The 23,899-nt window shown below is 42.4% G+C and carries 17 protein-coding genes; 14 read left to right on the top strand and 3 right to left on the bottom strand.

All coding sequences use genetic code 11. The annotated features are described in order from the left end of the window. Window positions 1–6 precede the first annotated feature (6 nt). The 12 genes from HMPREF0999_RS17405 to HMPREF0999_RS17455 all read left to right on the top strand — a co-directional run bounded on the left by HMPREF0999_RS17405 (window position 7) and on the right by HMPREF0999_RS17455 (window position 15,972). Entirely contained in the window at window positions 7–1,449 is a 1,443-nt protein-coding gene (locus tag HMPREF0999_RS17405) for a RagB/SusD family nutrient uptake outer membrane protein (RefSeq protein ID WP_009276495.1), read from the top strand. 15 nt (window positions 1,450–1,464) lie between these two features. Then, the gene (locus tag HMPREF0999_RS17410; RefSeq protein ID WP_009276496.1) at window positions 1,465–2,886 is read left to right on the top strand and encodes a sulfatase; all 1,422 of its coding nucleotides are present in this window, start codon (window positions 1,465–1,467) and stop codon (window positions 2,884–2,886) included. 241 nt (window positions 2,887–3,127) lie between these two features. Then, window positions 3,128–4,330, top strand: coding sequence for a glycoside hydrolase family 99-like domain-containing protein (locus HMPREF0999_RS17415; RefSeq protein ID WP_009276497.1), 1,203 nt, complete (start codon window positions 3,128–3,130; stop codon window positions 4,328–4,330). A 328-nt stretch (window positions 4,331–4,658) separates the two neighbouring features. Then, window positions 4,659–5,231 carry an RNA polymerase sigma factor gene (locus HMPREF0999_RS17420; RefSeq protein WP_009276498.1) on the top strand — a complete coding sequence of 191 codons (573 nt, stop codon included), beginning with the start codon at window positions 4,659–4,661 and terminating at the stop codon, window positions 5,229–5,231. A gap of 68 nt (window positions 5,232–5,299) precedes the next feature. After that, window positions 5,300–6,310 carry a FecR family protein gene (locus HMPREF0999_RS17425; protein ID WP_009276499.1) on the top strand — a complete coding sequence of 337 codons (1,011 nt, stop codon included), beginning with the start codon at window positions 5,300–5,302 and terminating at the stop codon, window positions 6,308–6,310. A gap of 281 nt (window positions 6,311–6,591) precedes the next feature. After that, a complete protein-coding gene (locus tag HMPREF0999_RS22990; RefSeq protein WP_232306316.1) occupies window positions 6,592–7,614 on the top strand; it encodes a SusC/RagA family TonB-linked outer membrane protein in 1,023 nt (340 codons plus the stop codon). Next, complete coding sequence (locus tag HMPREF0999_RS22995) at window positions 7,615–9,768, top strand: SusC/RagA family TonB-linked outer membrane protein (RefSeq protein ID WP_009276501.1); 2,154 nt, start codon at window positions 7,615–7,617, stop codon at window positions 9,766–9,768. It abuts the gene before it with no gap. 12 nt (window positions 9,769–9,780) lie between these two features. After that, window positions 9,781–11,370 (top strand): RagB/SusD family nutrient uptake outer membrane protein, encoded by a 1,590-nt coding sequence (locus HMPREF0999_RS17435; RefSeq protein WP_005867004.1) that lies wholly within the window; start codon window positions 9,781–9,783, stop codon window positions 11,368–11,370. 111 nt (window positions 11,371–11,481) lie between these two features. After that, complete coding sequence (locus HMPREF0999_RS17440) at window positions 11,482–12,822, top strand: glycoside hydrolase family 28 protein (protein ID WP_009276502.1); 1,341 nt, start codon at window positions 11,482–11,484, stop codon at window positions 12,820–12,822. A gap of 17 nt (window positions 12,823–12,839) precedes the next feature. Next, window positions 12,840–14,255: a glycoside hydrolase family 140 protein gene (locus tag HMPREF0999_RS17445; protein ID WP_009276503.1), complete on the top strand. Its 1,416-nt coding sequence runs from the start codon at window positions 12,840–12,842 to the stop codon at window positions 14,253–14,255. Window positions 14,256–14,288: 33 nt separating this feature from the next. Next, entirely contained in the window at window positions 14,289–15,467 is a 1,179-nt protein-coding gene (locus HMPREF0999_RS17450) for a glycoside hydrolase family 172 protein (RefSeq protein ID WP_009276504.1), read from the top strand. A gap of 121 nt (window positions 15,468–15,588) precedes the next feature. Further along, complete coding sequence (locus HMPREF0999_RS17455) at window positions 15,589–15,972, top strand: hypothetical protein (RefSeq protein ID WP_005861419.1); 384 nt, start codon at window positions 15,589–15,591, stop codon at window positions 15,970–15,972. A 57-nt stretch (window positions 15,973–16,029) separates the two neighbouring features. Here HMPREF0999_RS17455 and HMPREF0999_RS17460 read toward each other — a convergent pair whose 3' ends face one another. Together HMPREF0999_RS17460 and HMPREF0999_RS17465 are read right to left on the bottom strand one after the other, a co-directional pair. Further along, window positions 16,030–18,846: an NPCBM/NEW2 domain-containing protein gene (locus HMPREF0999_RS17460; RefSeq protein WP_009276505.1), complete on the bottom strand. Its 2,817-nt coding sequence runs from the start codon at window positions 18,844–18,846 to the stop codon at window positions 16,030–16,032. Between the two features lie 104 nt (window positions 18,847–18,950). Then, on the bottom strand, window positions 18,951–20,243 hold the full coding sequence (locus HMPREF0999_RS17465; RefSeq protein ID WP_008773813.1) for a DUF1080 domain-containing protein: 1,293 nt from the start codon (window positions 20,241–20,243) through the stop codon (window positions 18,951–18,953). A gap of 410 nt (window positions 20,244–20,653) precedes the next feature. On the opposite strand from HMPREF0999_RS17465, the gene HMPREF0999_RS17470 reads away from it, so the two are divergent. Next, on the top strand, window positions 20,654–21,187 hold the full coding sequence (locus HMPREF0999_RS17470; RefSeq protein WP_009276506.1) for a DUF4157 domain-containing protein: 534 nt from the start codon (window positions 20,654–20,656) through the stop codon (window positions 21,185–21,187). Then, on the top strand, window positions 21,184–22,263 hold the full coding sequence (locus tag HMPREF0999_RS17475; protein WP_009276507.1) for an ATP-binding protein: 1,080 nt from the start codon (window positions 21,184–21,186) through the stop codon (window positions 22,261–22,263). Before HMPREF0999_RS17470 ends, HMPREF0999_RS17475 begins: the two co-directional genes overlap by 4 nt. A gap of 161 nt (window positions 22,264–22,424) precedes the next feature. Here HMPREF0999_RS17475 and HMPREF0999_RS17480 read toward each other — a convergent pair whose 3' ends face one another. Further along, complete coding sequence (locus tag HMPREF0999_RS17480; RefSeq protein ID WP_009276508.1) at window positions 22,425–23,873, bottom strand: hypothetical protein; 1,449 nt, start codon at window positions 23,871–23,873, stop codon at window positions 22,425–22,427. Between the last annotated feature and the right edge of the window lie 26 nt (window positions 23,874–23,899).

Genomic DNA, 23,899 nt, shown 5'->3' on the forward strand with positions numbered 1-23,899 from the left:
AATGTGATGAAAAAGTATATTTTGTTAATCGTAATGGCTGTCATGGTCTCTTGTAGTGACCAGTTAGAGCTTTATCCCGAGACAAATTTAACAGAAGGTAATTATTATAATACCGAAGAAGAATTGTCGTTGGCGGCTAATGATGCTTATAGGCAATTATGTCGGATCTATAATGCGAATGGGCTACCTGATTTGTTTGGAGAACGATTCTCTGATAATGTATGTGTGATTTTTACAGATGGAGGAAATACGTATACGGAAGATATAGTGCTTCATAAAATTAAATCAGATAATGGAACAATACTATCAGCGTGGCGAACTGCTTATAATGGCATCTCAATAATTAACGATGTATTATATCGGTTGGAAAATACATCTGTCTCTTTTACGTCTGATGAGTTTTTGAATAGAATTAAAGCAGAACTTATTTTTGTTAGGTCATTGATATATTTTAATTTGATTCAAGCGTTTGGTGATGTACCTTTCTTATTAAAACCTGTTACTGTTTCTGAGAGTTATTCTTATTTGCGTGAAGATAAAAATCAAATATATTCTCAGATTATAGCAGATTTACTGTTTTGTAAGGAATATTTACCTAAGTCATATGAAGGTAAGGATGTTGGCAGAATAACAACTTATGCAGCATCTTCTATTTTGGCTAAAATTTATTTGATTCGTGGGGATAAAGATTCTGCTAAAATAGAATTAAAACGAATTATTGATTCTGGAAGATATAGTTTGGATGCTAATAATGATGGAAAAGTTGATGTTGAAGATTATGCGTATTTGTTTGCCCCATCTACAAAAAATTGTAAAGAGTCTATTCTGGAGGCTCAATTTTTGTCGGGCGTAGACAATGTAAATGCGGAACATCAAAATCAATATACTCCTTTTCTTTGGTCTTTTCATTTACCTGGTTCTTCTGACACTTTTAGAGGAGGAGGTAAAAATACTCCAAGTAAAGATCTTTTGGCAGAATATGAAGAAAATGATCCTCGTATGAATCTCTCTATTGTCCCAGGTTATCAAGATGAAGGTGCTAATATTTGGGTTGATCATCCTTATACTTGCAAGTTCTATGATCCTGATTGGCAAAACCCTGGACAAAACTTTGAGATTATTCGTTATGCTGATATTTTATTATTGTATTCGGAGTTGACAGGAGATGCAACTTATTTGAATCAAGTTCGTGCTAGAGCAGGACTTCCTTTATATGGAAGTGATTCGTATCCAAAAAAGTATAATAATTTGGCGTTGGCTGTAGAGCATGAGAGACGAGTTGAATTGGCTTTTGAGTTCCATCGTTTTTTTGATTTGGTAAGGACTAACCGGGCGTTAGAGGTATTTAATGCAAAGGGAATCAGTTTATCTGAAAATAGTCTGTTATTTCCTATACCTTTGGTTGAAAAGGATATTAATCCAGAATTAACTCAGAATCCAGGTTATTAATAATATAAGAATATTATGAGAAATACATGTTTTAATTCACTTTTGATATTTAGTGGAGTTTTGGGCTCTGGAAACTTGTTATTTGCTCAAGAGAAACCCAATATCGTGGTGTTCATAGCGGATGATGCAGGCATGGACTTTGGTTGTTATGGTAATTTGGCAATTAAAACTCCGAATATAGACAGAATTGCAAAGCAGGGAGTCCGTTTTCAAAATGCGTTTTTGACATCACCGCAGTCCAGTCCATCTAGAACCAGTATGATGACAGGTATGTTTGCCCATACGATTGGGACAGAGGATTTGCATATGCCGATCGATGAATCGACTCGTATGATGCCCTCCTATTTTAAGGAGGCAGGATATTTTACGGGCTCTATGTTGAAAACTCATTGGGGTTCCAATGGGGATAAGCAGTTTGATCGGATGATCTCGGGAACGTATCTTCCCAATGGTGGGGATTTGTCCGAAGAGACCTTTCGGAATTACGAGCGATTTATTGATGATAGTGCTGATCATCCGTTTTTTCTTTGGGTAGGATTCCATGATTGCCACCGTCCTTATTTCCGTGATGTCTGCCCTCAGGAGAATGATCCTTCAAGAGTGAAGGTTCCTCCTTATTTGGTGGATGGAGCGGATACACGGCGGGATCTGGCGGATTATTATGATGAGATTACTCGTATGGACGGGCATATAGGTCGGATGATCTCCGTCTTGGAGAAGAAAAAGCTGATGGAGAATACCATTATTGTCTTTTTGAGTGATAACGGAATGCCATTCCCCCGTTGTAAGGGTTCTTTATATGATTCAGGCATACAGACTCCTCTGGTGTTTATGTGGAGGGGTATGATCCCTGAGAATAAGGTGCATTCTAATGGGTTGGTCAGCACGGTGGATTTGGCGGCTACGTTGTTGGATTTTGCTGGAGTACGGATGGATGAGTGCGTTTATAGTAAGAGCTTTCGCAAGCTGTTGTTTGATCCGTCATTGAGGGGACGTGATTATATCTTCTCGGAGCGGAATTGGCATGACACGGACGAGTATATTCGTTGTATCCGCACGGAGAATATCAAACTGATCTATAATGCGTATTACGATATTCCGCATGGTACGGCAATGGATTTAAGCTCTAGTTTAAGCTGGTTTGAGTTGAAACAAAATCAGCGAAATGGGACTTTGAAACCTGAACAGTCTCAGATATTCGTAGCTCCAAGGGCTATGGTCGAGATCTATGATTTAAAGAAAGATCCCAATGAGTTGGAGAATGTGGCCGATCGTCTCCCTTATGCGGTAGACTGTAAGAAGTTGGCGAAACTACTTGTGGAATGGCAGAAAGAGACAAAGGATCATCCTTGGTGGAAGCGGCGTAGACCAGATCAGAATGACAGGGTGACAGGATTCCCTATATTTCCTAGATCTGAGACGTTTTGGGCTGATTAATACCTTTGAATGGGTTGTGTGAAAGAGAGCTTTGTCTGTTTTAATAGAAAGGGGTATGCCGAAAAGCATACTCCTTTTTATGAGGGATTATTATGGTAAGCATCCGATAAGGTATACATTGTAAATTCATAAAACGACAAGCTCTTCTTGTCAGCGAATATAAAGTTGATAGGAAGAGTTTGCCATTCTAGTGTATCTTTGAAACAAAATTCATGTTGGTGAATTTTAATAAAAAATCATTATGAGAAAATGTAGTGTATTTTATGGTACTTTGTTAGCGTTAGTATTGGTGAGCCTTGGTGTAAAGGCTGATAACAATGGAAATGAAAACGTGGGACATTCGGGAAAGACATCCGAATATACAGTTGCGGCTTATATTTGGCCTTCCTGTCATGATGACCCGATGGGACGGGAAGTATTATGGCCAGAGAAGACGGGTGAGTGGGAGATCATCAAGAAGGGTAATCCCCGGTTTCCGGGTCATTACCAGCCTAAGATTCCCTTATGGGGTTATGAGTTGGATAACGATCCCAAGGTGATGGGGCGTTGGATCGAGGCTGCCACGGACCATGGGGTAAACACGTTTATTTTTGATTGGTATTGGTTCAACAACGGACCGTTTTTGGAGGGATGTTTGAATGATGGTTTCCTGAAAGCCAAGAACAACCAGAAGATGAATTTCTATATTATGTGGGCCGATCACGATGTGGCTCGTAATTACTGGAATGTACATCGTTATAAGGAGGATAACTCTCGTCTGTGGAATGGGGCGATCGATTGGCCCAATTTCAAGATCATCGTGAAGCGCATTATTGATCAATATTTCAAACGCCCCAATTATTATAAGATAAATGGGGAACCTGTCTTCTCTGTTTTTAGCACGGACAATTTGATCAAAACATTCGGTTCATTGGAGGAAACTCGCAAAGGTTTGGACTATTTCAGGGAGGAAGTTAAGAAAGCTGGTTTCCCCGGATTGCATGTTCAATTAATGACGGGTGGTGTACCGAATGCTGATTTCTTGAAGCAAATAGAGATGTTAGGTATTAATAGCTTAACTTTGTATAATTGGGGAGGCCCACATCCGGAGGATTACATTCAATGGGGAAAAGAGGCTTTCGAGCGTTTGGAGAAATGGAGCGAAGCCGTTTCTATCCCTTATTTCCCCAACGCATCTATAGGTTGGGACGATACGCCACGTTTCCCGCATAAAACACAGAAGGACGTGGTGCATTTTAATCAATCCCCAGAGGCTTTCGCCGCTTTCTTGCAAAAGGCGAAAGAGTATTGTGACAGGCATCCTGAACAGCCTAAACTAATCACGGTTTACGCTTGGAATGAATGGGTGGAAGGAGCTTACCTCTTACCGGATGTGAAGTATGGTTTCGGCTATTTGAATGCGGTGAAGGATGTGTTTGTTAATGGGAAATATCAAGCTTATTAATGCGAGTTCGGAATAAGCTATAGCCTGAAAAAATGAATCGGCAGTTTGAAAAAGTTGCCGATTTGTTCTGTTTGTCTGACACAGGACTTCATTCGGTTAGTTTGGAATTTCGTTGATTACCTTCTGATTCCGATCCACGTACTAGATCTCCTTTACCGATGAAGTATTACTTAATTTACTGATGAAGTATATATCTTATGGGGAAGTAGGTAGTAAAAGTCAAACGGTCTCCTGTAAAAAATGATGCGGTTACCCTGCTTTTCAAGAGGAAATAACCTCTTCTTATTTTTTTATTTTATATTTGTTCGGTCAATATGTGCTAGAAGAGATGGATGTAGAACGGATATACCTAGAACGATTACGAAGCGGTTCATACAGAGACTTTACGAAACTGTATGAATCATACGCTTCACGCCTATATGCGTTCGCATTGCACTTGACTCATTCTGATGCTCTTGCAAAAGATATTGTACAAGAGACTTTTATCAAAGTGTGGGTGCGGAGAGAACAAATTGATTTAGATATGTCTTTCAGTGCTTTCCTATTTACGATGGCCAAGAACCAATTATTGAATGAGTTTCGTAGGCAGGCAAATAGTCCACTTTTTTGGGAAGATGTTGTACTAAATGAGTCTGGAGATGGAGAGGAAACAGCGATTGAACGTAAATTATCTTTTGAGGAATTTAACCATAGACTGGAAATAGCGAAACAAAAGTTGACACCTCGCCAACGAGAACTGTTTGAGTTAAATAAGGAACAAGGTATAACTATAACAGAAATAGCGGCTAAAGCCTTTATTTCAGAACAATCTGTGCGTAACCAGTTATCGCAAGCCTTACATGTTTTAAGAAAGGAGCTCGGTAAGTATGCTTTGCTGTTCTCTCTTTTCTTTATCGGATAAATAAAATTGAAAAACAATATTCTTATGTTTTATAACATCTAAAAAGGCATGTTATAAATTAACGGCTCATGTGTATACCTTATAAAAAGGATATTATGCAGGAGTCACATACATATTATTTGCTCTCAAAGTACATGGATCAGACGATCTCTACGGAAGAGTTGAAAACACTACGGCTTTTGGTTAATTTGTCTGATGATGATGAATTATCGTTGTCATTGTCTCATTTATGGGAAAATGGGCGACCCTTTGAAGAGGTTGATGAGAGAATCATACGAGATATGTTCAGTGAGATTCAAAATCGAACGAGAAAAGAACGATTCGTTATGGTGTTTAGGAAACTGGCTCGTATCGCCGCAATACTATTAATACCTTTATTAAGTATATTGTCTGGTTATTTATATTTCAATCCAGTCGATCAGAAGGGTAGCATTGGCAATTTAGTGGTTCATGCCGATAGAGGGGAAAGATCGGGGGTGACTTTACCGGATGGAACACAAGTAAAACTAAATGCGGAATCGAGCTTAAGTTACACTCACGATTTCGGTCGAGAGCTTCGACAAGTTAATTTAGAGGGAGAGGCCTATTTTGAGGTGACTCGGAATGAGGATAAACCTTTCGTGGTACATACTGAATATCTGGATATAGAAGTGTTGGGCACAAGTTTTAATGTGTATTCGTATGAGCGGGAGAATGTCATGGAAATGGCCTTGATATCGGGACGGATCAAGATACAGACTTGTTCAGACCCTTCTCGTGTCGTTTATCTAAAACCAAATGAAAAAGCATTGTTCAATAAAGAATCGGGTATTATAACCGTGGAGAAAACAGATAATCGATTTGAAACGGCGTGGTTAAGAGGAGACCTCGTTTTTCGATCAACGAAATTAAGTGATGTCTTGGCCAAACTAGAGCGTAGATATGGCGTGAATATCCATTTGAATGATTTTTCTTTAGCGAATGACTTATTTACCGGAAATTTTGATAGTGAATATATCGTAGATGTAATGGACCTTTTAGAGAGGCATTATGACTTTACATATGATATACGAGGAGATGATATCTTTATACATCCTTGAGCGAGTGAAAATAAAATGTATAACCTTAAATCAGTTCTTATGCGACAAGATTCTTCATAATAAAAACGGAACCGAAAAATGGTCGAGATTTTCCGGTTCCCCAATTAATACTCCATTTACGAGAATGGCGATCAAGCCATAAAACGGATTGTATCAATTTTAAAAAATAATATATGTTCAAAAGTAGAAAAAATCAATGTAGCTATATAATTTTTTTGGCTCTATTTCTGTTTTTTAATCCTATTTTGGTATTAGCTCAGACAGGAAGTGTCACTCTTTCCATGAAGAATGCTACATTAAAGCAATTTTTTGAGGCTGTAGAGAAGCAAACCACATATATATTCTCTTATCGGGATGCTATAGTGGAAGGAAAGAAAGAGGTAACTTTAAACGTGACGAATCAGCCGATTCGGCGTTTGTTAGATGATGTACTGCATCAAAGAGACTTGCAATATACGATGACAGGGCATTCAATTGTCGTAACTTTAAAGACTGCCGGTAATGTAAAGCTGGTATCTGGTACTGTCGTGGATAGTAACGGTGAACCGATTATCGGAGCGAATGTTGTTGAGAAAGGGACTACGAATGGAACGGTAACGGATATTTCGGGAAATTTCTCATTAAATATAAATGATAGCGGTATTTTACAGGTCTCGTATATTGGGTTTAATACTCAAGATGTAGCTGTGAACGGAAAATCAAGTTTAATGATAAACTTGAAGGAAGATACTCAAAAACTGGATGAGGTAGTCGTTGTTGGTTATGGCGTGCAGAAAAAGTCGAATGTAACGGGATCTGTGGCTTCTATTAAGACGGATGATTTTAATGATTTAAATATGGATGTGTCGCATGTTATTCAAGGCCGTGTGGCAGGTGTCAATGTTTCCAATGGGAATATTATCATTCGTGGAGCGGCTTCTATCAATGGCGCAGATCCGTTGTGGATCGTGGATGGAGTGCCGGGTAGCGCTCCTAATTTTAATGATATAGAATCTATCGAGATCTTGAAGGATGCGGCTTCGACTGCTATTTACGGTGCCCGGGGAGCAGGAGGTGTGATCCTTGTTACCACTAAAAAGGGAAAGATAGGGAAACTTTCTATTAATGCGAGAGTAAACTTTGGAATAGAGACTCCGATCGATTTGCCGGATATGCTGCATACCGCGGACTTTATTGACCGGAAATTGGCGGCAGGCTTCCCTAATAATCCCAATTCCGGCTGGGATAATCCCGCTTCGCTACCAGATACAGACTGGGAAGATCTGGTTTGGCGTAATGCTTTTAGGCAAAACTATTTTTTATAGATGACGGGTGGTAATGAGAAAACTACATTTAATATGTCTGCGGAGTTCTACAAGAATCAGTTTATCGAACGTTATTCATTTGAGGATGCGGGTAATTTCCGTGTGGCTAGCCAGACAAATATAAGTAAACGCGTGAAATTTTCCGAGATCATGACTGTTGGTTTTAATAATACGGATCCCCATTTGTATGGGCAGACGAATAATGATTATGTTTATTACCGCCAAGTTCCTACGATGGTGCCTTATGATAATACCAACGAAGCTGGTGGAGGTTGGGGAAAACATCCGGCAGGTGGTTACTACGAGGGACCTAATCATGTGGCTACACTAATGTCTCATCATGAGAATGAACGTAGGTTTTGGGCCCGGGCAAATGCGATTTTGGATTGGGAGATTATCAATGATTTAAAATTCCAAGCGAATTTCTCTGCCAATTTTGACTCCCATGCGAATAATTTGTTCTTAGAGTCATGGAATTTGGGATCTTTATCTCAACAGGATTATTACTCGAAAGATTATGGCTCCGGTTATGATTTACGTATGTTATATACATTGACCTATGACCATACTTTTGGGGAGAAACACTATGTAAAAGGTTTGGTTGGCTACGAGGCTTATCGGGCGACGGCTTCTTCGGCAGGTGGTTGGAAAAACGGCTTTTTGGTTCAGCCTTCGGATGATATTAGTTTAGGTACGGGAGATAAAGATGTATCCGGAACGAAAACGGAAGGTCGTAGTTTATCCCAGTTCGCTCGTGTAAACTATGCTTATGATGACAGGTATTTGCTAGAGGCTAGTATTCGTCGGGATGGTTATGATAACTTTGGTCCAGAGAATCGGTTTGGTGTGTTTCCTTCTGCTTCTGTCGGTTGGAATGTGGGAAAAGAGAGCTTCGTAAAGGATAATATAACATGGATGTCTCAATTGAAATTGAGAGGAAGTTATGGTAAAATTGGTAACAATACAATTCCTCAATTCTTGTATGAACCTTCTTTTACGAATAATTATCTATATTATTCATATGATAGGCAAAATACGCAGAGAGGATTCTGGTATTCAAATGTTGCGAATGCTACGATTAAATGGGAAGACGTGGCCCAATGGAATATAGGTGTTGACGCAAGTTTTCTGGATAATCGCTTGAATACGACAATCGAGTATTATGATAAGAAAACTTCCGATATGTTATATTCAGTAGGTGTGCCACCTTCTGCCGGACCTTCTTCGGAACCATTTAGCGAGACTTCTTCTTATCGGGCTAATATCGGAAAGATAAGCAATAGAGGTTTCGAATGGATGGTTCAATGGAGGGATTCCTATAAAGATTTCAGGTATGACGTGGCTTTTACGTTGTCTACCAACAAGAACAAAGTGGTAAAGTTAAGTGACCAAGTGAATCCGATCATTTGGGCTGGAAGCGATGCGACTTTGAATAGTTCTATTTATCGTACGGAAAATGGACAACCGATGGGACAGATGTATGGATATGTCGTGGATGGTATTATTCAAGACCAAGCGGAAATCGATGCCTTAAACGCTCAATCTCCGGATGGATTGTACCAACAAGCAGGTACGGCTCCGGGTGATTTGAAATATAAGGATTTAAATGGAGACGGAAAGGTGACGAATGAGGATAAGACATATATCGGTAATCCTTGGCCGGATTTGATGTATGGATTGAATATAAATTTGTCATGGAAAGGCCTTGATTTAAGTATGGGCTGGTTAGGAAACGCAGGTGTTGATGTCTTTAATAGCGCTAAGCTTTATGAAAGAAGTTTCTATGGCGACTATAATACGACTTATAAGGTATATGAGGCGTGGAGTCCGACGAACCGGGCTACTTCACATCCTCGAGTAACGAAAGAGGACCCGAATGGAAACTTCAAGAATGTCTCCTCTTATTTTGTGGAGGATGGTTCTTTCTTTAAATTGAAGAATTTACATTTCGGCTATAATTTACCGAAATCAATACTTTCTCATTTGAAGATAGAAGGTTTGAAGTTTTATATTAATTGTGATAATTTATTTATTATCACAAAGTTTCAAGGAGATCCTGAATTGGGTGGTGGATATTTGGAACGAAATATGTATTCTGTGAAACGGGCTCCATCCACCCGCACCATTATGGGCGGTTTAAGTTTAACCCTCTAAATTAATAGGAAGATGAAGAAATTAGTTATATTATTAGCTGCTGCGTTAACTTTTAATAGTTGTTCGGATAGTTTTCTGGATTTATCAAATCCCAGTGCGTTATCTCCAAGTGTCTACCCTAAATCTATGGCGGATATGGAGACTATCGTAACATCAGTTTATGCGAATATGGTCGCTGTGCCTTTGTATGGAAAGAGGGTTATGGCGAAAGGGACATTCTGTGTGGATCATACGGTAGATATGGCTTGGACTGGTGACGCCAACTGGAACCAGTTGGCGACCAATCAAGTGACTTCTGATAATGCTTACATTGGGACGTTATGGATTGGTTATTATAAAATGATTTCTTGTGCGAATACCGTATTGGAGCAATTGGAAAGAATCGACAAGGAGAAGTTTACAGATGCGGATTTAGTAAGGCTTTCGCAGATGAAGGGAGAAGCTTTGTTTTGGAGAGGTTGGGCACACCAACAGCTAGTAGCGTTTTTTGGAGAGGGATATCCTTGCAACGGGGAGGGCGATAGAAAAGGTGTACCTGTTCGTTTACAGGTAGCATCGACTCCGGATATGCTAAATATAGAACGTAGCACGGTGGCCGAGGTTTACGATCAGATCTTGAAAGATTATGAGGCAGCCAAACTTTTGCTACCTGCTGTATGGGAAGAGAGGGCGGACTATCCACGTCCAACCTCTGTTGCCGTTACTAGTTACATCGGGCAAGCGAATTTGTATATGGGTAATTATGATGCGGCAAAGAAAGCGTTGAAAGAGGTTATTGATTCTTCCGGAAAAGAATTGCTCCCTTTCAATGAATATGCGAAGATGTTTAATGAGGATCAGGAGAAATTTAATAGAGAATCGATCTTAGAGATTAATTTCCGTAATGGGGATACTTCCGGATATTTTTGGTATGGAGAAGGTTCTCAATATGGATTGATCGCTGCCTTATGTTTCCAGAACGCAAGTGGAGATGTTGAGGCGGCCGGTTGGGGTAATATTTTCTTTCATGATGCGAATATTAAACGTTTTAATGGAGATCCTCGTTTGGATATCGCCGCTTTGCGTCCGGGAACTCCTGTTATTATGAATGGACAGCAGACGCAGGTTCTGAAATATAAGGATACGGAGGCTGACATTCAAGGTTGGAGCATGCGAAAATACAATCCGTTGAAAAGTACGGTGAATGAGTTGAATTTAGGGGTTGGTATTAATATGTATTTGATGCGTTTGGCGGATGTATATTTGATGTATGCGGAAGCTTGTCAGGCTACGGGAGATGAGGTAAATGCCCGGAACTATATGAATCTGGTAAGAAGAAGAGCTTATAATGGAGATAGTTCCCATGATATAACGGCTAGTGGAGAAGCTTTGAGAGATGCGATTCGGGAGGAACGTTTCATGGAGTTCTGCGGTGAGGGCGTACAACATTGGCAAGATGTTTGCCGCTGGAAGGTCTTGGATGAGGAGATTAGCCGTTGGTATGGAAAGACACGTGTTGGTAATCCGCATTATGATGCGAAAGATTTGTATTTCCCGATACCCAAGGTTGAAATGGAGAATAATCCGAATATGACACAAAGCATAGGTTACGAGAACGAGTAGATATAACTTGTTGAAAAGTTCATCAAAGAAAAGGAATAGGATGGTTCTCTTGGGATCGCTAATCCTATTCTTTTTTTATTCCTTTATGATCATATTAAATCTTATTGAATAATGAAGATGATAGATGTGTCGAAAGTAAGAGTCTTTCGGGGGAGTCTCTTTGTATTGTTTATGCTCTTTATGCGGATAGGTTGGGCCTCAAATGATGATAGCACCTATAATATCGTGGATTTTGGAGCTAAAGGAGATGGAATAACAGACAATACCCAGTTCATCAACAGGACAATAGAAGCTTGTACCTTGAGAGGGGGAGGAACGGTTATCATTCCGGAGGGAACGTTTTTGACAGGAAGTATTCTGCTGAGAAGTAAAGTAAACTTATTTTTAGAAAGTAATGCCGTAGTGAAAGGCATAAATAATCTGGAAAAGTACCGTTCTATATCCGATCTTAATCAAGATGAGACTTATTATAAAGTAAAACCCCGGAATTGGAACAAGGCATTGCTTTTAGGAGATCAAGTTGAAGATGTGTCAATTACAGGAGAGGGGGTAATCGATGGTGCCCATATTCAAGATAAAAAAGGTGAAGAAGGGATGAGAGGCCCTCATATTCTCTTTTTGTCGAGATCGAAAGGGATTAAGATATCGGGAGTTAAACTACGAAGAGCATCGAACTATGCTTTTATGAGTTATGATATTGAAAGGGCTTCTTTCGATAATCTTTTAGTGGAGGAAGGATGGGATGGGATTCATATTCGTGGCGGAAAAGATATCCGTATCCGAAATTGCCGTTTTAATACGGGTGATGATGCTGTTGCGGGTGGGCTATGGAAGAATGTGGTAATAGAGAATTGTTATATGAACTCATCGTGCAATGGGATAAGGTTGATAATGCCGGCTACTGGTTTAAAGATCGTTGATTGTGAATTTAGAGGTCCGGGAAAATATCCACATCGGACTTCCGGTGAGCAAAAACGTAGGAATATGCTTTCTGGTATATTGCTCCAACCGGGCGCATGGTTCCCTGCGTTTGGGGAAATAAAGGATATATTGATATCTAGCTGTTCTTTTGATCAATTGGATAATCCGTTTCTAGTCACATTGAATGAGGGGAACCGGGGAGAGCGGATCTGTCTGGAGCATATAAGAGGTACACGTTTAATGAAAGCGGCCGCCTCGGTAGAGAGTTGGGGAGATAGTAGTTTGAAAGATGTCCGGCTTTCGGATGTTTCCTTATCGTATGTTGGAAACAAAGGTCAAGAAATAGTAGGACGTACTCCCTCGAAGCCATTGACCGATTATCGTGCGCTCCCTTGCTGGGGGCTTTACCTTCATAATTTAGATCGAGTGATTTTACGGAATGTTCGATTAGTTTGTGAGAGTGGGAAAGTTAGCCCAGCCTCATGCTTCGATAATGTGGGGTCCGTGGAGATTTATAATGTAAGTTTTTAATCTTAAAAAGAATTAGTATGCGAAAATACCTTTTGTTTTGTCTAGCTTTTTGTGTATTGGGTTGTTTGGCTCAAGATTTGATCGTCCGTCCGAACGATCCTATTATTTATAAGAAAGAGGGCGGTGCCTTTTTATGGCTGGGGGATACGGCTTGGGAGTTATTTCATGTATTGGATAAGGAGGAGATCGTTCACTATCTGGATAACCGGCAAGAAAAGGGCTTTACGGTAATACAGGCTGTTATCTTATCTGAACTGGATGGTTTGGATAAACCGAATGTGTACGGATATTTGCCCTTGGTTGATAAGAACCCTACCCAAATCACGGAAGGATACTTTGAGTTAGTGGATTTCGTGATTCGAGAGGCTGGAAAACGAGGACTGTATATTGGGCTTTTACCTACTTGGGCGAGTAATGTGGTAGAGAAAGACGGAAATCCGGCTTTGTTTAACCCAGATAATGCGTATACGTACGGGAAAATACTGGGAACCCGGTATAAAAACGAAGCTGTAATATGGATTCTTGGTGGCGATAGAAATGTAGTTACGGATAAGGAGTTCGAGATCTGGCAATCTATAGCGAAAGGAATTCAGGAGGGAAATGGAGGAACACAACTAATGTCCTATCATCCGACGGGAGAGATTTCCTCGCATTATTGGTTCCACAATGAGTCTTGGCTATCATTCAATATTCTCCAAAGCGGGCATTACCGCCGGATGGATCCGGTATATCGTTTTTCGGGTATGTATGCTCAATTGAACCCGATTAAACCGTTTGTAAACGCGGAACCTTCATACGAGGACATACCGGTTCGTTTCTGGGAATATTTTGATTATGCTAAGTTCGGGAAGAAAAAGGAGGACATAATAGGTGATAACGGATTGATTAAGGATACGACTTATTTTACGGATGGAATTTACGATGACTATGATATTCGTATGCAGGCTTATTGGACTTATTTCTCTGGAGCTGCCGGATATACATATGGGAATAACGCTATTTGGCAAATGTATAAGCCGGGTGGTAAATATCATGTACCATGCCTTACGTTTTGGGATGGTGCGTTGGATAGGCCGGGAGCCGAATGTATGCGCTATGTAAAGTCTTTGTTTACGATGTATCCGTTAGATCGTTTCCGTCCGGATCTATCCGTCCTGTTCGGAATTAATTACAATGACGCAAGCTATATCACTCCCGTTTTAGCAAAAGATAAGACTTTTATTTTAGTTTATTTGAGTCAAGGGCAGGATGTAAGAATACAAATGAGTAAATTGCGATCTTTAGGTAAAGCTTATTGGTTCAATCCGAGGAATGGGGCGAGAACCTTGATCGGACCGGTCGAGAATAAGGGAATTCGTACATTCAATGCGCCCGGAGAAGCGGGAGAGAGGGGAAATGATTGGATCTTAATTTTGGAGGCGGATGATAGGTAGACGATGTATAAATTTTAAATAATAAAAGTCATTATGAAGAAGATCAATGTTTTGCTGTTAGCCTTTTTGCTGTTAAGTTTTTGGGCGAATGCCCAGCAGTATCCTTTTAACGGGTTGGATATGAATATGGGAAACCTTTCTCGTTTGTCGAATGCGCAGAGTCGTTCGATCAGTCCGGAGAATTTTACGGGGGAGAAAGGGAAAGGAGCGATGGCTGATCCCGTGAGAGATAAGGATGTCCGGAATAAGGCGAATGCGGCCGGCCCAGCGAAAGATTTGGGGAAAGGCTGGAAAGTAAATCCTTTTATTATCGTGAAACCGGGGGAGACAGTTACCATCGCGGAGATTGATGGCCCGGGGGCTATCCAGCAGATATGGATGACTCCCACTGGCAACTGGCGATTCTCGATACTCCGTATGTATTGGGACGACGAGAAAGAGCCTTCGGTTGAATGTCCGGTCGGGGATTTCTTCGCCAGTGCTTTTAATGAGTATGCCCAACTTTCCTCGTTGGCGGTCTGTGTAAATCCCGGGAGCGCTTTCAATTGCTACTGGAAGATGCCGTTCCGTAAGAAAGCACGTATAACGTTGGAGAATATTAATAATGCGGAAGAGATGCGTTTGTATTACCAGATTAATTATACCTTGACGGAAGTGCCGGAGGATGAGGGATATTTCCATGCGCAGTTCCGCCGTTCCAACCCGACACAAGGCTCTATCCATACGTTGGTGGATGGAATCAAGGGAAAGGGACAATATGTCGGAACTTATTTAGCTTGGCGTGTCAATGATAACTGTTGGTGGGGTGAAGGAGAGATCAAGTTCTATATGGATGGCGACAAGGAATACCCGACAATCTGTGGAACAGGTACGGAGGATTATTTCTGCGGTTCGTATAACTTCGAGAATCAGAAAACACATCAATACCAAGAATTCACCACTCCTTATGCGGGAATGCACCAAGTGATCCGTCCGGATGGCCTATATCGGGCTGTTACGGCGTTCGGCTTGTATCGCTGGCATATCTTGGACCCGGTTCGTTTTGAAAAGGATCTGAAGGTTACGATTCAAGATTTGGGTTGGCGGCACGACGGTAGGTATAATAATCAAAAGTCGGATATCTCATCGACTACTTTCTGGTATCAGGTGGAACCACACGCTAAATTCCCGGCATTGCCCAGTAAGGATGATTTGGAGATTCCGAGATGGTAAATGGCCTGTGGTAAGATGTTAAATGTTATTTCCGATTAAACCTTTCCTTTTTATCGATGTCTATTCTTTCGAAGCGCTTCATAAACAGGTAATTTATAATAAAAGTAATAAGTAGTAGTTTATGAAAAAGGTAATAGGATTGTGTTTGGTTGTATTGTTGAGTTCAACTTCTGTGTTCGCTCGTGAGAACAGGCGTATGGACAAGCGTAAGATGGATCCGTCCGCACGTTGCGAGAAGATGATCGCCGACTTGAAGCTGGATGAGAAACAAGCGGTGGAGTTCCGTAAACTTCAAAAAGAGTATATGGAAAAGGCTCAAAAAGAACGTGAGGCGATGAAGGCTGAGCGTGAGAAGCAACGGGAAAAGATGTTGGCCATGCGTGAGGATAAGAACGCCCAGATGAAAAAAATATTGACGGAGGAACAATACAAACAATATCTGGAAAAACAGCAGCCTAAAGGGAATAAACATGGCAGAAAACATCTAGGTAACGGACGTAGATAAAGAAGTCTATAGATAGATAAAATGGCCGGGGTAGCGATTATCCCGGCCATTTTAGTTCTAATCGGCTGCTTCAACCACATACCAAGTATATCCGTTGGCAGGGATTTTAACCGTAAGCTCCACCGTATAGTCCCGGTTCAGTTTGTAGGTGACAGGCTTTTGCTCTTTTTCCCGGATGCGGGCTGTTTGTGTCAGGCCGGTATAATAGAGTGGAATATGGATCGTACGGGTGATCTCTTGATGGGTCGGATTGAAGAACATGGCTAGACCTTTCTCCTTCTTGTGAGGATTGACGTGTATGAACCCGTCCCAGTCTCGTGCGTCCGGCCGGCGTAAGTGGATCATATCGCTGTTGAGTATATCGCGGTATTTCTTATACCATTGAATAACCTCGGTTACGGCCGCTTGGGTTTCCGGGGTATCATATAGGCGTGGCCCTCGATAGCAAGCTTGGACACCAGCTCCGTAATTTTGCATCATATGTGTTTTGTATTCGAACAAGTGTTCGTGGAGGGGCTCCAAGGTGGCGGCCTCTCCTCCTCCTTGATACTCCACGAGAGGAACGAAGCTCCAGCATGCCGAAGCCATCCGATCCCATGTACCATCATAATTCAATTGGCGGGCATGGATGATCTGCCGGTCCCGGGGAAGCGACCAGTTGGCTTCACGGTAACCAATGCCTGTCTTGGTAGACCCGTTCAAGAAATAGAAATCGGGAACATTGATATAAATGCCATTCTCGCACATCCAACGATAGAGATCGGTTATCTTATGGAACTGATTCCATTGGGAATCTTCCAGCCCTTTATGATAGGTATGGTGGGTGGAGGCGCATACGTCGCCGGGATAGGAGCCGTCGTGCTCGAAGCAACGCATGCCCGTACGCTCGAAGAAGGTTCGTATATGATGGAAATACTCATATCCCCAATCGCTGCAAAGGCAGGGAGCGCTACCGAAACGCATCCCCCCTCGTTTTCCTGTCTTGGGATTGATAACATCTACCTCGTCGCTGATCCAACGGCTTGATAAGAGGGAGTAACACCCTAACTCTACACCTTTGTTGCGGGCGTAATCCACCAAAGATTTATATTTGACGATATTTTCTTCTGAGATATCCTCGGCGTTCAATCCGGATCCAAAGCTGATGATAACCATCTCGTATCCAACGGTAGCGCATTGATTGATAGCGGTACGAATAACATCCGGATCGGAAGAGGTAAGGTGCATGAAGATCGGATTCTCCGTAGCCCATGGAGCTACCGTATAATGTAAGCGTCGTTTAAACAAACCCTTCCGTTCCCGATCATCGCTGTCGAACGGCATCTCGTATACGCTAAAGGATTTGAATTTCTGGCCCGCCGCTAGGGTATAATCGGGACCTAGTTTGGGCGATACGTCTAATATACAAGGCGTGAGCAAAGGATAATTGCGTTGGGAGGTATATTCCGGATCGGCCACCCATTTCTCTGTGATATCGGTTTCCCGCTCGGTAAACTCTCCGCCACAAGCATAGTCGCTTTCTACATGTATGTTCGGAAGCCTGAATTTAGAGGGATCTCCACCGCCGGGCGACTCCGGTTCGGCGAATGCCAGATATTCCAATTGGAAGGCATCGATATCTATGGACTGCGGGGTATTGTTGGTAACCTCCATACTTTTCCGGATAACTGGGATGTGATCGTATAAGTCGTAATGGAGTTCTACGGTGACACCTTCTGTTTCTTTCTCTCCTTTCAATACGAAAGTCAGTCTTTTCCCTGTGGGTACGTTCTTATTCAGTGCCCAGCGGCTTCTGGCCCATTTGATATCTTCCTGTAGCTCTTCTATGCGGAAATCCTCAATGAGAAAAGAACCGGGGCGAGTAGTCATCTGGTCGACCCATTCCATTTGGAAGTATCCGCGCTCGGGCTGGCCGGCCAGCCCGCCAAGTTCCCAACGTTTCCCGTCAATCGTCAAACTACCTTCGCTACTTACGGCACGAAGCATACTTTCTCCGGTCATCCGGTTTAAGATATCGAGAGTGGAAAGATTGGGTAAGACACGGAACATACGTGCTACCATTCCGTTTGACAATAAGATGCTTTTGCCATCTGGAGTCGCATATATGCCGGCTTTTGATCGTGAGGGTTGTAAAAGCCAGTCGAAAGAGGTGTTTTCCAAAGGAAGCCCTTGTTGGGGTAATTGCTTGATTTTATCAAGTAATTTCTTCTCCGTACCGGATGATACTTCCGGCCCTTTCCCTTGATAGCTCGTGGAGACGATCGAGGGGATGATCTCCATATACTCTATTTGGGGCGTGATCCATAAGGCATGATCTCCGCTAGGTCCATCGTCGGTAGGCTCTACGATAAGATCCAATATCTTTATGCCATTCAGGGGGATATCGATTGTTTTCGGGGCATCGCCAAGTTTGACGATACCGCTGTTATAAAGCTCCTTGTCATCTCCTTTCAAGATAAATAAGGCCGAGCCCGGATGTACTTTTCCGTCTTTACCTTCTAGACCAACAAATGTCTTGGCGTTTTTTCGGGTATCGAAATACATTTTCGTTCCGTCAACAAAAGGGATAACCGTGAGGCTTTTATCCGTATAATCGATATGTGAATCGGCGATCCCGACCTGCGCTTGAAAGCGTGACGCATTCTTGTGTAAATCGATCTTGATATGACTTTTAGCTTGTACCCCGATCACGTCATCATACGTTTTTCCTTGTATAGAGGCGGGCTCGTTGGTAACTGATTTCCCTTTGACGGCGCCACCGTAAGTTTGGTAGGATTTATTTAGGTCCATGTCCATAAGCCGGATCTCGTTCTGGCCCATGGCGTAGAGACCGGCAAATCCCGAAAGGATAGCTGTAAAGATAAGTTTATTCATAAAATCCAGTGATAAAAGAGGGTGTTATCAATGATAAAAATAAGGTGCTTCAAAAAGACTTCTTTTGAAACACCTTATTTGGTTTATAATCTAGCTTCGTTCTATTATAATGTCGTAAGTTTTAAATTTCGCCAAAGAACCTTGATGCCTCCACCGTCGTGAATCTGAAGGGCGATGCGGCCTTTACCCGCTCCGATCTTCTCATCATTCAAGTTTACCATTTCCTGTCCGTTCAGCCAAGTCTGTACGTTGTCGCCTTGTACTTTGATACGCATCGTGTTCCAATCGCCTTCTTTCAAGATATTCTCTTTCTCATCCGGAATCTGAACCAACCAGCCACGTCCGTACGACTCATAGATACCACCTGTATCGTGGCCCTTCGGAGCTACTTCTACCTGCCAGCCGTTTACTTTCACGCCTTCCTCTACGAAAGAGCGGATGAATACGCCGGAGTTTCCGTCAGCCTCTTGCTTAAACTCTACGGTCAGATCAAAATCATCATAATAATCACGGGTAGCGAGATAACCGTATTGCTTGTCGGGACCACTTTCGCAAACCAATAAACCGTCTTTTACGTACCATTTCTCCGTACCGTATGGTTCCCATCCCGTCAAATCCACGCCGTTGAACAAGTTCACTTCCTTACCGGCCTTACGGGGAAGTTCCTTGATCTTCAAGTTACGGAAAGATGCGGGATAACCATGATCTTGCAAGCAAAGCACACCTTTTTTCGCCAATCCGTATTCCGGCGCGTTGGCCCATTTGCCGCTATTTTTCTTAGCGTGCCAATCGTCTGTCCATGCCTCGAACTCTAGGATCTTTTGTCCGTTCAACCAATGTTCCACATGTCCGTTATCGAATACGATCTTGGAGTTGTTCCATTCGCCTTGCGGATTCACCTTCATCTTGGATTTATCCGGCAAATGCATCGCATAATCCACACCTAATTTCTGCCACTCTTCCAATGGGTCCGGGAAGTTCGGCTCGTCGATCAATTGATACTCCGGCCCCGTTACGTAAGGAACAGCGAATTGGGGACGCTCTACCACATGGTACAACATACCGCTATTGCCACCCTTGGACAATTTCCAGTCCCAAGAAAGCTCGAAGTTCTCATACTCTTTATCGGTTACGATGTAGCCACTAGCGTCGCTGCCATCTCCTTTGGCTTGTATACAACCATCCACTACATGCCAAGGCTGTGTCAATGTAGTCCCGTTGTAATCTTTCCAACCATCCAATGTCTTTCCATCAAAAAGCAGAACCCATCCGTCAGCGATTTCCTCGGGAGTAAGTGTGTTTTGTTCTTGACTGGCACAAGAGGAAAACAAGGCCAGCGATACCGCACAAGAGGCTAACAAGCTTGTGGCGGCTGTTTTTTTCATTACAGATTCCATGTAAATAAAGAATTTAGGTTGATAAATTGTAACTGAATGGCAAATTTACGTAAATATCTTTGATATCTCTCTCTGTTGGAGGAAAAACGTTTCTCTCCCTAGGAAATACTTCTCCAAGAGCCTATATATTCTTTGTCGAATAAGCTCTATTTCTTAATTTGGCGGCGCTGAATTTATATTCACAGCCGCTGAATATACAAATGCCGCCGCTGATTGTAAAATCAGTGGCGATAATTTAAGAATAGAATAGGTACCGATCAGGCTTACCTATAGGTACGCATAAGTTTTATTCTGGGACAATCAACTTTTATATGTTTTTGTGGAAAAGAATCTGGATAATACTTGTTTAATCGAAGAATAATATAGATATTGCATGCATCTAATAAAGACTGAAATACCCTGCAAACCATATGATAACAATAGGTACCTTAAAACTAGATTTAGTTGCGGATCGGGAACCTTTCGTTCATGATTTATATGGTCGTTGGGATACCTTTAACCGAACCTCTTTAGAAGGGATCGTGGATGAGATTTTAAGCCGTTATGATACGGAAGATGAGGATGAGCTTCTTCAAGGAAAATTTGTGGCCCAACGGCAAACAAAGAACCAGACAGGGATTCCGGATCATGTAATCCAAGGCATGGAGTCTTCCTTCGGGACGGATTTCTCCTCGGTACGTGTACACCCGGATTCATCGAAAGCGCCGGAGGTTGGGGCTTTGGCATATACGCAAGGTACGGATATCCATTTCGCCCCGGGACAATTCAAACCGGATACGTCTGCCGGACAGCAGCTATTGGGACATGAGTTGACACACGTCATCCAGCAAGCCAAGGGACGTGTGCAGCCTACTACCGAGGTAGGTGGAATGGCCGTTAACGATGATTTATCCTTGGAACACGAGGCGGATGTGATGGGTGCTAAAGCTGCTTCTGTCTTATGAACGAGTGGATCGATTGGTTCCAGCGGGTATTGGATGTCTCCATTCGTTTGTATTTCCGGCAGGAGTGCGATTTATCTTCTGTCTATGATATCCCACTCCCGAAGGCAGGACCGCTTTGGAAGGCGTTGTTGCCGGAACAGGTCGATCCTACTTTCGACGAGTGGATGGTGTTGATGTTGGCTTTAATGCCTCATCTTTCTCCGCAGATGTTGGATATTTTTTTTGTGCATAATAAGAATTTTGACTGTCCTTATACGGAATTTGGCGGTTGGAAAGGACTATCGCACGGAGGATTCTTGCCAACGGGTGAGACGGCCGTTTTCCTATTGGCGGGCGATCGTGTGGAACGCCGTCTGGAAGTGGTTCGTCTATTTCGTGAAGAGCATAGGTTCCATATGTATCACGTCGTTGGCTTGGAAGGAGCCGGGAATGGTGAACCGTTCTTGAGCGGACAACTGCGTATATCGGAGGATTTCTTGTACCGTTTATCTTTTGAGGGAGAATATAAGCCGGACTATAATATGGGTTTTCTGGCCAAACGGATTAGTACGGCTTTGAATTGGGAAGATGTCGTATTATCTTATTATGTGCGTGAGGAGTTGGAGGAGATAAATAATTGGATTACGGGGCATCGGGTCATCCTTTCGGACTGGGGATTGAGTCGTTTTTTGAAGGCCGGTTACCGCACTTTGTTTTATGGCCCGCCGGGAACGGGTAAGACGCTTTGCGCGACCTTGATCGGCAAGAAGAACGGGATGGATGTATATCGTATCGATCTTTCCATGATTGTCTCCAAATATATCGGCGAGACTGAAAAGAACCTTGCGAATGTATTCGACCAAGCGGAAAACCGGAATTGGATTCCTTTTAGTGTATTTCTGTTTGTACGAGGCATATCCGGTTTGTTTTATTTGTTAATAATAAAATTACTTCCAACTCCTAAATATCCGAGTTCGAGTTGTTCCAGTAGTTCGTCTTTTTGGTCAATATATAGCAAATGCCTATCAGAAGGAACTAATATGCACCAAGGTTGGGAAGGGCTAACGTTGAAATTTTGCCTTGCCTCTTCCGGGTAGCGGTTTAGATAATAGCTCTTTTGTTGATCTTTTGCCGTATATACGACATGCGCTACGCTTAATATATCAATGTCCACGATGGCTTCACACTCTCGTATGGAGGTATAAAGATCTGTCGATGAGAACGAAAGCCCAAATACCGGGATCTCTTCCTTATCTCGCTAAGGCGCGATACAATTATTAATGCGTGCCTCTGTCTGGCGGAGTATATCTCCTACGGGATATCCGGGCTTTATCCGGAGGTTACAGCAAACGGTTACTTCCTCGTAGACCGGAGTAATAGCGTCAACGGTAATGAACGGACTTGTCTTGTCACCTATATAATCTTCGATTCGCATGAGTAGCCTATGTTCGCATAAAGGCAAGATCTTTTTATCTTTCTCCTTTTGCATCACGACCAATGTTACGATCGGGCTCCTGTTTTGAGCTTTACTGTCTATTCCGGGCAAGCAAAGTACTTTTTCGACTTCGGGGAACTGAGCCAATGTTATTTGCTCGTAATCCCTAGGCAATACAGCCCGGTTCCGATGGGACATCTCTTGGGTGATCTGGAGCCGCATATCCTCTGGCGTTTCCGGCAAACGTCCTCCTTTAGCGGGTATGATCTGGTAAATATCCGTAAGTCCCGGCATACTTTTCTCGAAAGAAACGAGTCCCGTGAAGCTTTCGAGTTCCTCACTGATCAGGGCTTCCATTTCTTCGGGGATTTCTAACCGGGCTTTCACTGGGTTTAGATAGACATTTCGTATGGATGAACAATTTTGCGTGTGGCAAGATACTTTTGCCGAAAGCCAGAAATCTCCATTTATGTCAAGCATTTCCTCGCTAATAGGTGAGGGAAGCAGGATGTCTACCAAACCTGTATTCAACAGATTCCCGGTTGTATCGGAAAGCAAATTACCCGGTTTGATAAACTCCCATTGCTTGCCGTTGAAGAAAGACCATTGTACGCAAGGAAGATATTCTTTTTCGATTTCCCGTTTCAAGGCAGCCATCTCGAAGAATAAACGGATCTGGTCGTTACCGATCGAGTTACCAATACCGAATAGAATAATCCCATCTTCTGTGGGTACTCCCACCATTGGGAACGGATGACGTAGATCGATTTCATGTAATTCCTTTTGCCTCAATGGATGGATATGATAGATACGGCATCTATCTCTTGGGGTATCGCCATTGAAAAAGTATTCTTCCTCGGCGCTATAACCGATATCTATACTTTCAATCATAGGGTTGTAAGGAGGTTTGGGCACCGGGGTCTGTTTACGGGTATGGCTGTTTCTTATCATGATATCCGCAAAGAGTATCCGGTACTCCGTCTGCCCGAATCCGCCGTTCGGATCTGTGAGTCTAATCCTGAAGAAGCCTTGCTGGGCTTTCGTGTATTGATATTGCTCTTCTTCCGTGGAGACCGTAATGTTTTTGAACGGTTTGTCGTAAACGATCTCGCTGTACTCCGAGAGCTTTCCCTTAGGGGAAGTATGCTTGTTTTTCGTATTGAAGAGACAAGATGTACTTTCCGGTAATTTTACCCATTTCTGGTCTGTTAGTTTTTCCCATTCAACTTTGAAGGTGGTATTATCGATAGGTGTCTTATATGCTTGATACAAATCATAGAAACCTCCTTCCGAATAAG

The sequence above is a fragment of the Parabacteroides sp. D25 genome (assembly GCF_000307475.1).
Lineage (GTDB): Bacteria > Bacteroidota > Bacteroidia > Bacteroidales > Tannerellaceae > Parabacteroides > Parabacteroides distasonis.

Coding starts and splice junctions, on each gene's coding strand:
- HMPREF0999_RS17405 (WP_009276495.1), top strand. CDS start 7: ATGAAAAAGTATATTTTGTTAATCGTAATGGCTGTCATGGTCTCTTGT.
- HMPREF0999_RS17410 (WP_009276496.1), top strand. CDS start 1,465: ATGAGAAATACATGTTTTAATTCACTTTTGATATTTAGTGGAGTTTTG.
- HMPREF0999_RS17415 (WP_009276497.1), top strand. CDS start 3,128: ATGAGAAAATGTAGTGTATTTTATGGTACTTTGTTAGCGTTAGTATTG.
- HMPREF0999_RS17420 (WP_009276498.1), top strand. CDS start 4,659: ATGGATGTAGAACGGATATACCTAGAACGATTACGAAGCGGTTCATAC.
- HMPREF0999_RS17425 (WP_009276499.1), top strand. CDS start 5,300: ATGTGTATACCTTATAAAAAGGATATTATGCAGGAGTCACATACATAT.
- HMPREF0999_RS22990 (WP_232306316.1), top strand. CDS start 6,592: ATGAAGAATGCTACATTAAAGCAATTTTTTGAGGCTGTAGAGAAGCAA.
- HMPREF0999_RS22995 (WP_009276501.1), top strand. CDS start 7,615: ATGACGGGTGGTAATGAGAAAACTACATTTAATATGTCTGCGGAGTTC.
- HMPREF0999_RS17435 (WP_005867004.1), top strand. CDS start 9,781: ATGAAGAAATTAGTTATATTATTAGCTGCTGCGTTAACTTTTAATAGT.
- HMPREF0999_RS17440 (WP_009276502.1), top strand. CDS start 11,482: ATGAAGATGATAGATGTGTCGAAAGTAAGAGTCTTTCGGGGGAGTCTC.
- HMPREF0999_RS17445 (WP_009276503.1), top strand. CDS start 12,840: ATGCGAAAATACCTTTTGTTTTGTCTAGCTTTTTGTGTATTGGGTTGT.
- HMPREF0999_RS17450 (WP_009276504.1), top strand. CDS start 14,289: ATGAAGAAGATCAATGTTTTGCTGTTAGCCTTTTTGCTGTTAAGTTTT.
- HMPREF0999_RS17455 (WP_005861419.1), top strand. CDS start 15,589: ATGAAAAAGGTAATAGGATTGTGTTTGGTTGTATTGTTGAGTTCAACT.
- HMPREF0999_RS17460 (WP_009276505.1), bottom strand. CDS start 18,846: ATGAATAAACTTATCTTTACAGCTATCCTTTCGGGATTTGCCGGTCTC.
- HMPREF0999_RS17465 (WP_008773813.1), bottom strand. CDS start 20,243: ATGGAATCTGTAATGAAAAAAACAGCCGCCACAAGCTTGTTAGCCTCT.
- HMPREF0999_RS17470 (WP_009276506.1), top strand. CDS start 20,654: ATGATAACAATAGGTACCTTAAAACTAGATTTAGTTGCGGATCGGGAA.
- HMPREF0999_RS17475 (WP_009276507.1), top strand. CDS start 21,184: ATGAACGAGTGGATCGATTGGTTCCAGCGGGTATTGGATGTCTCCATT.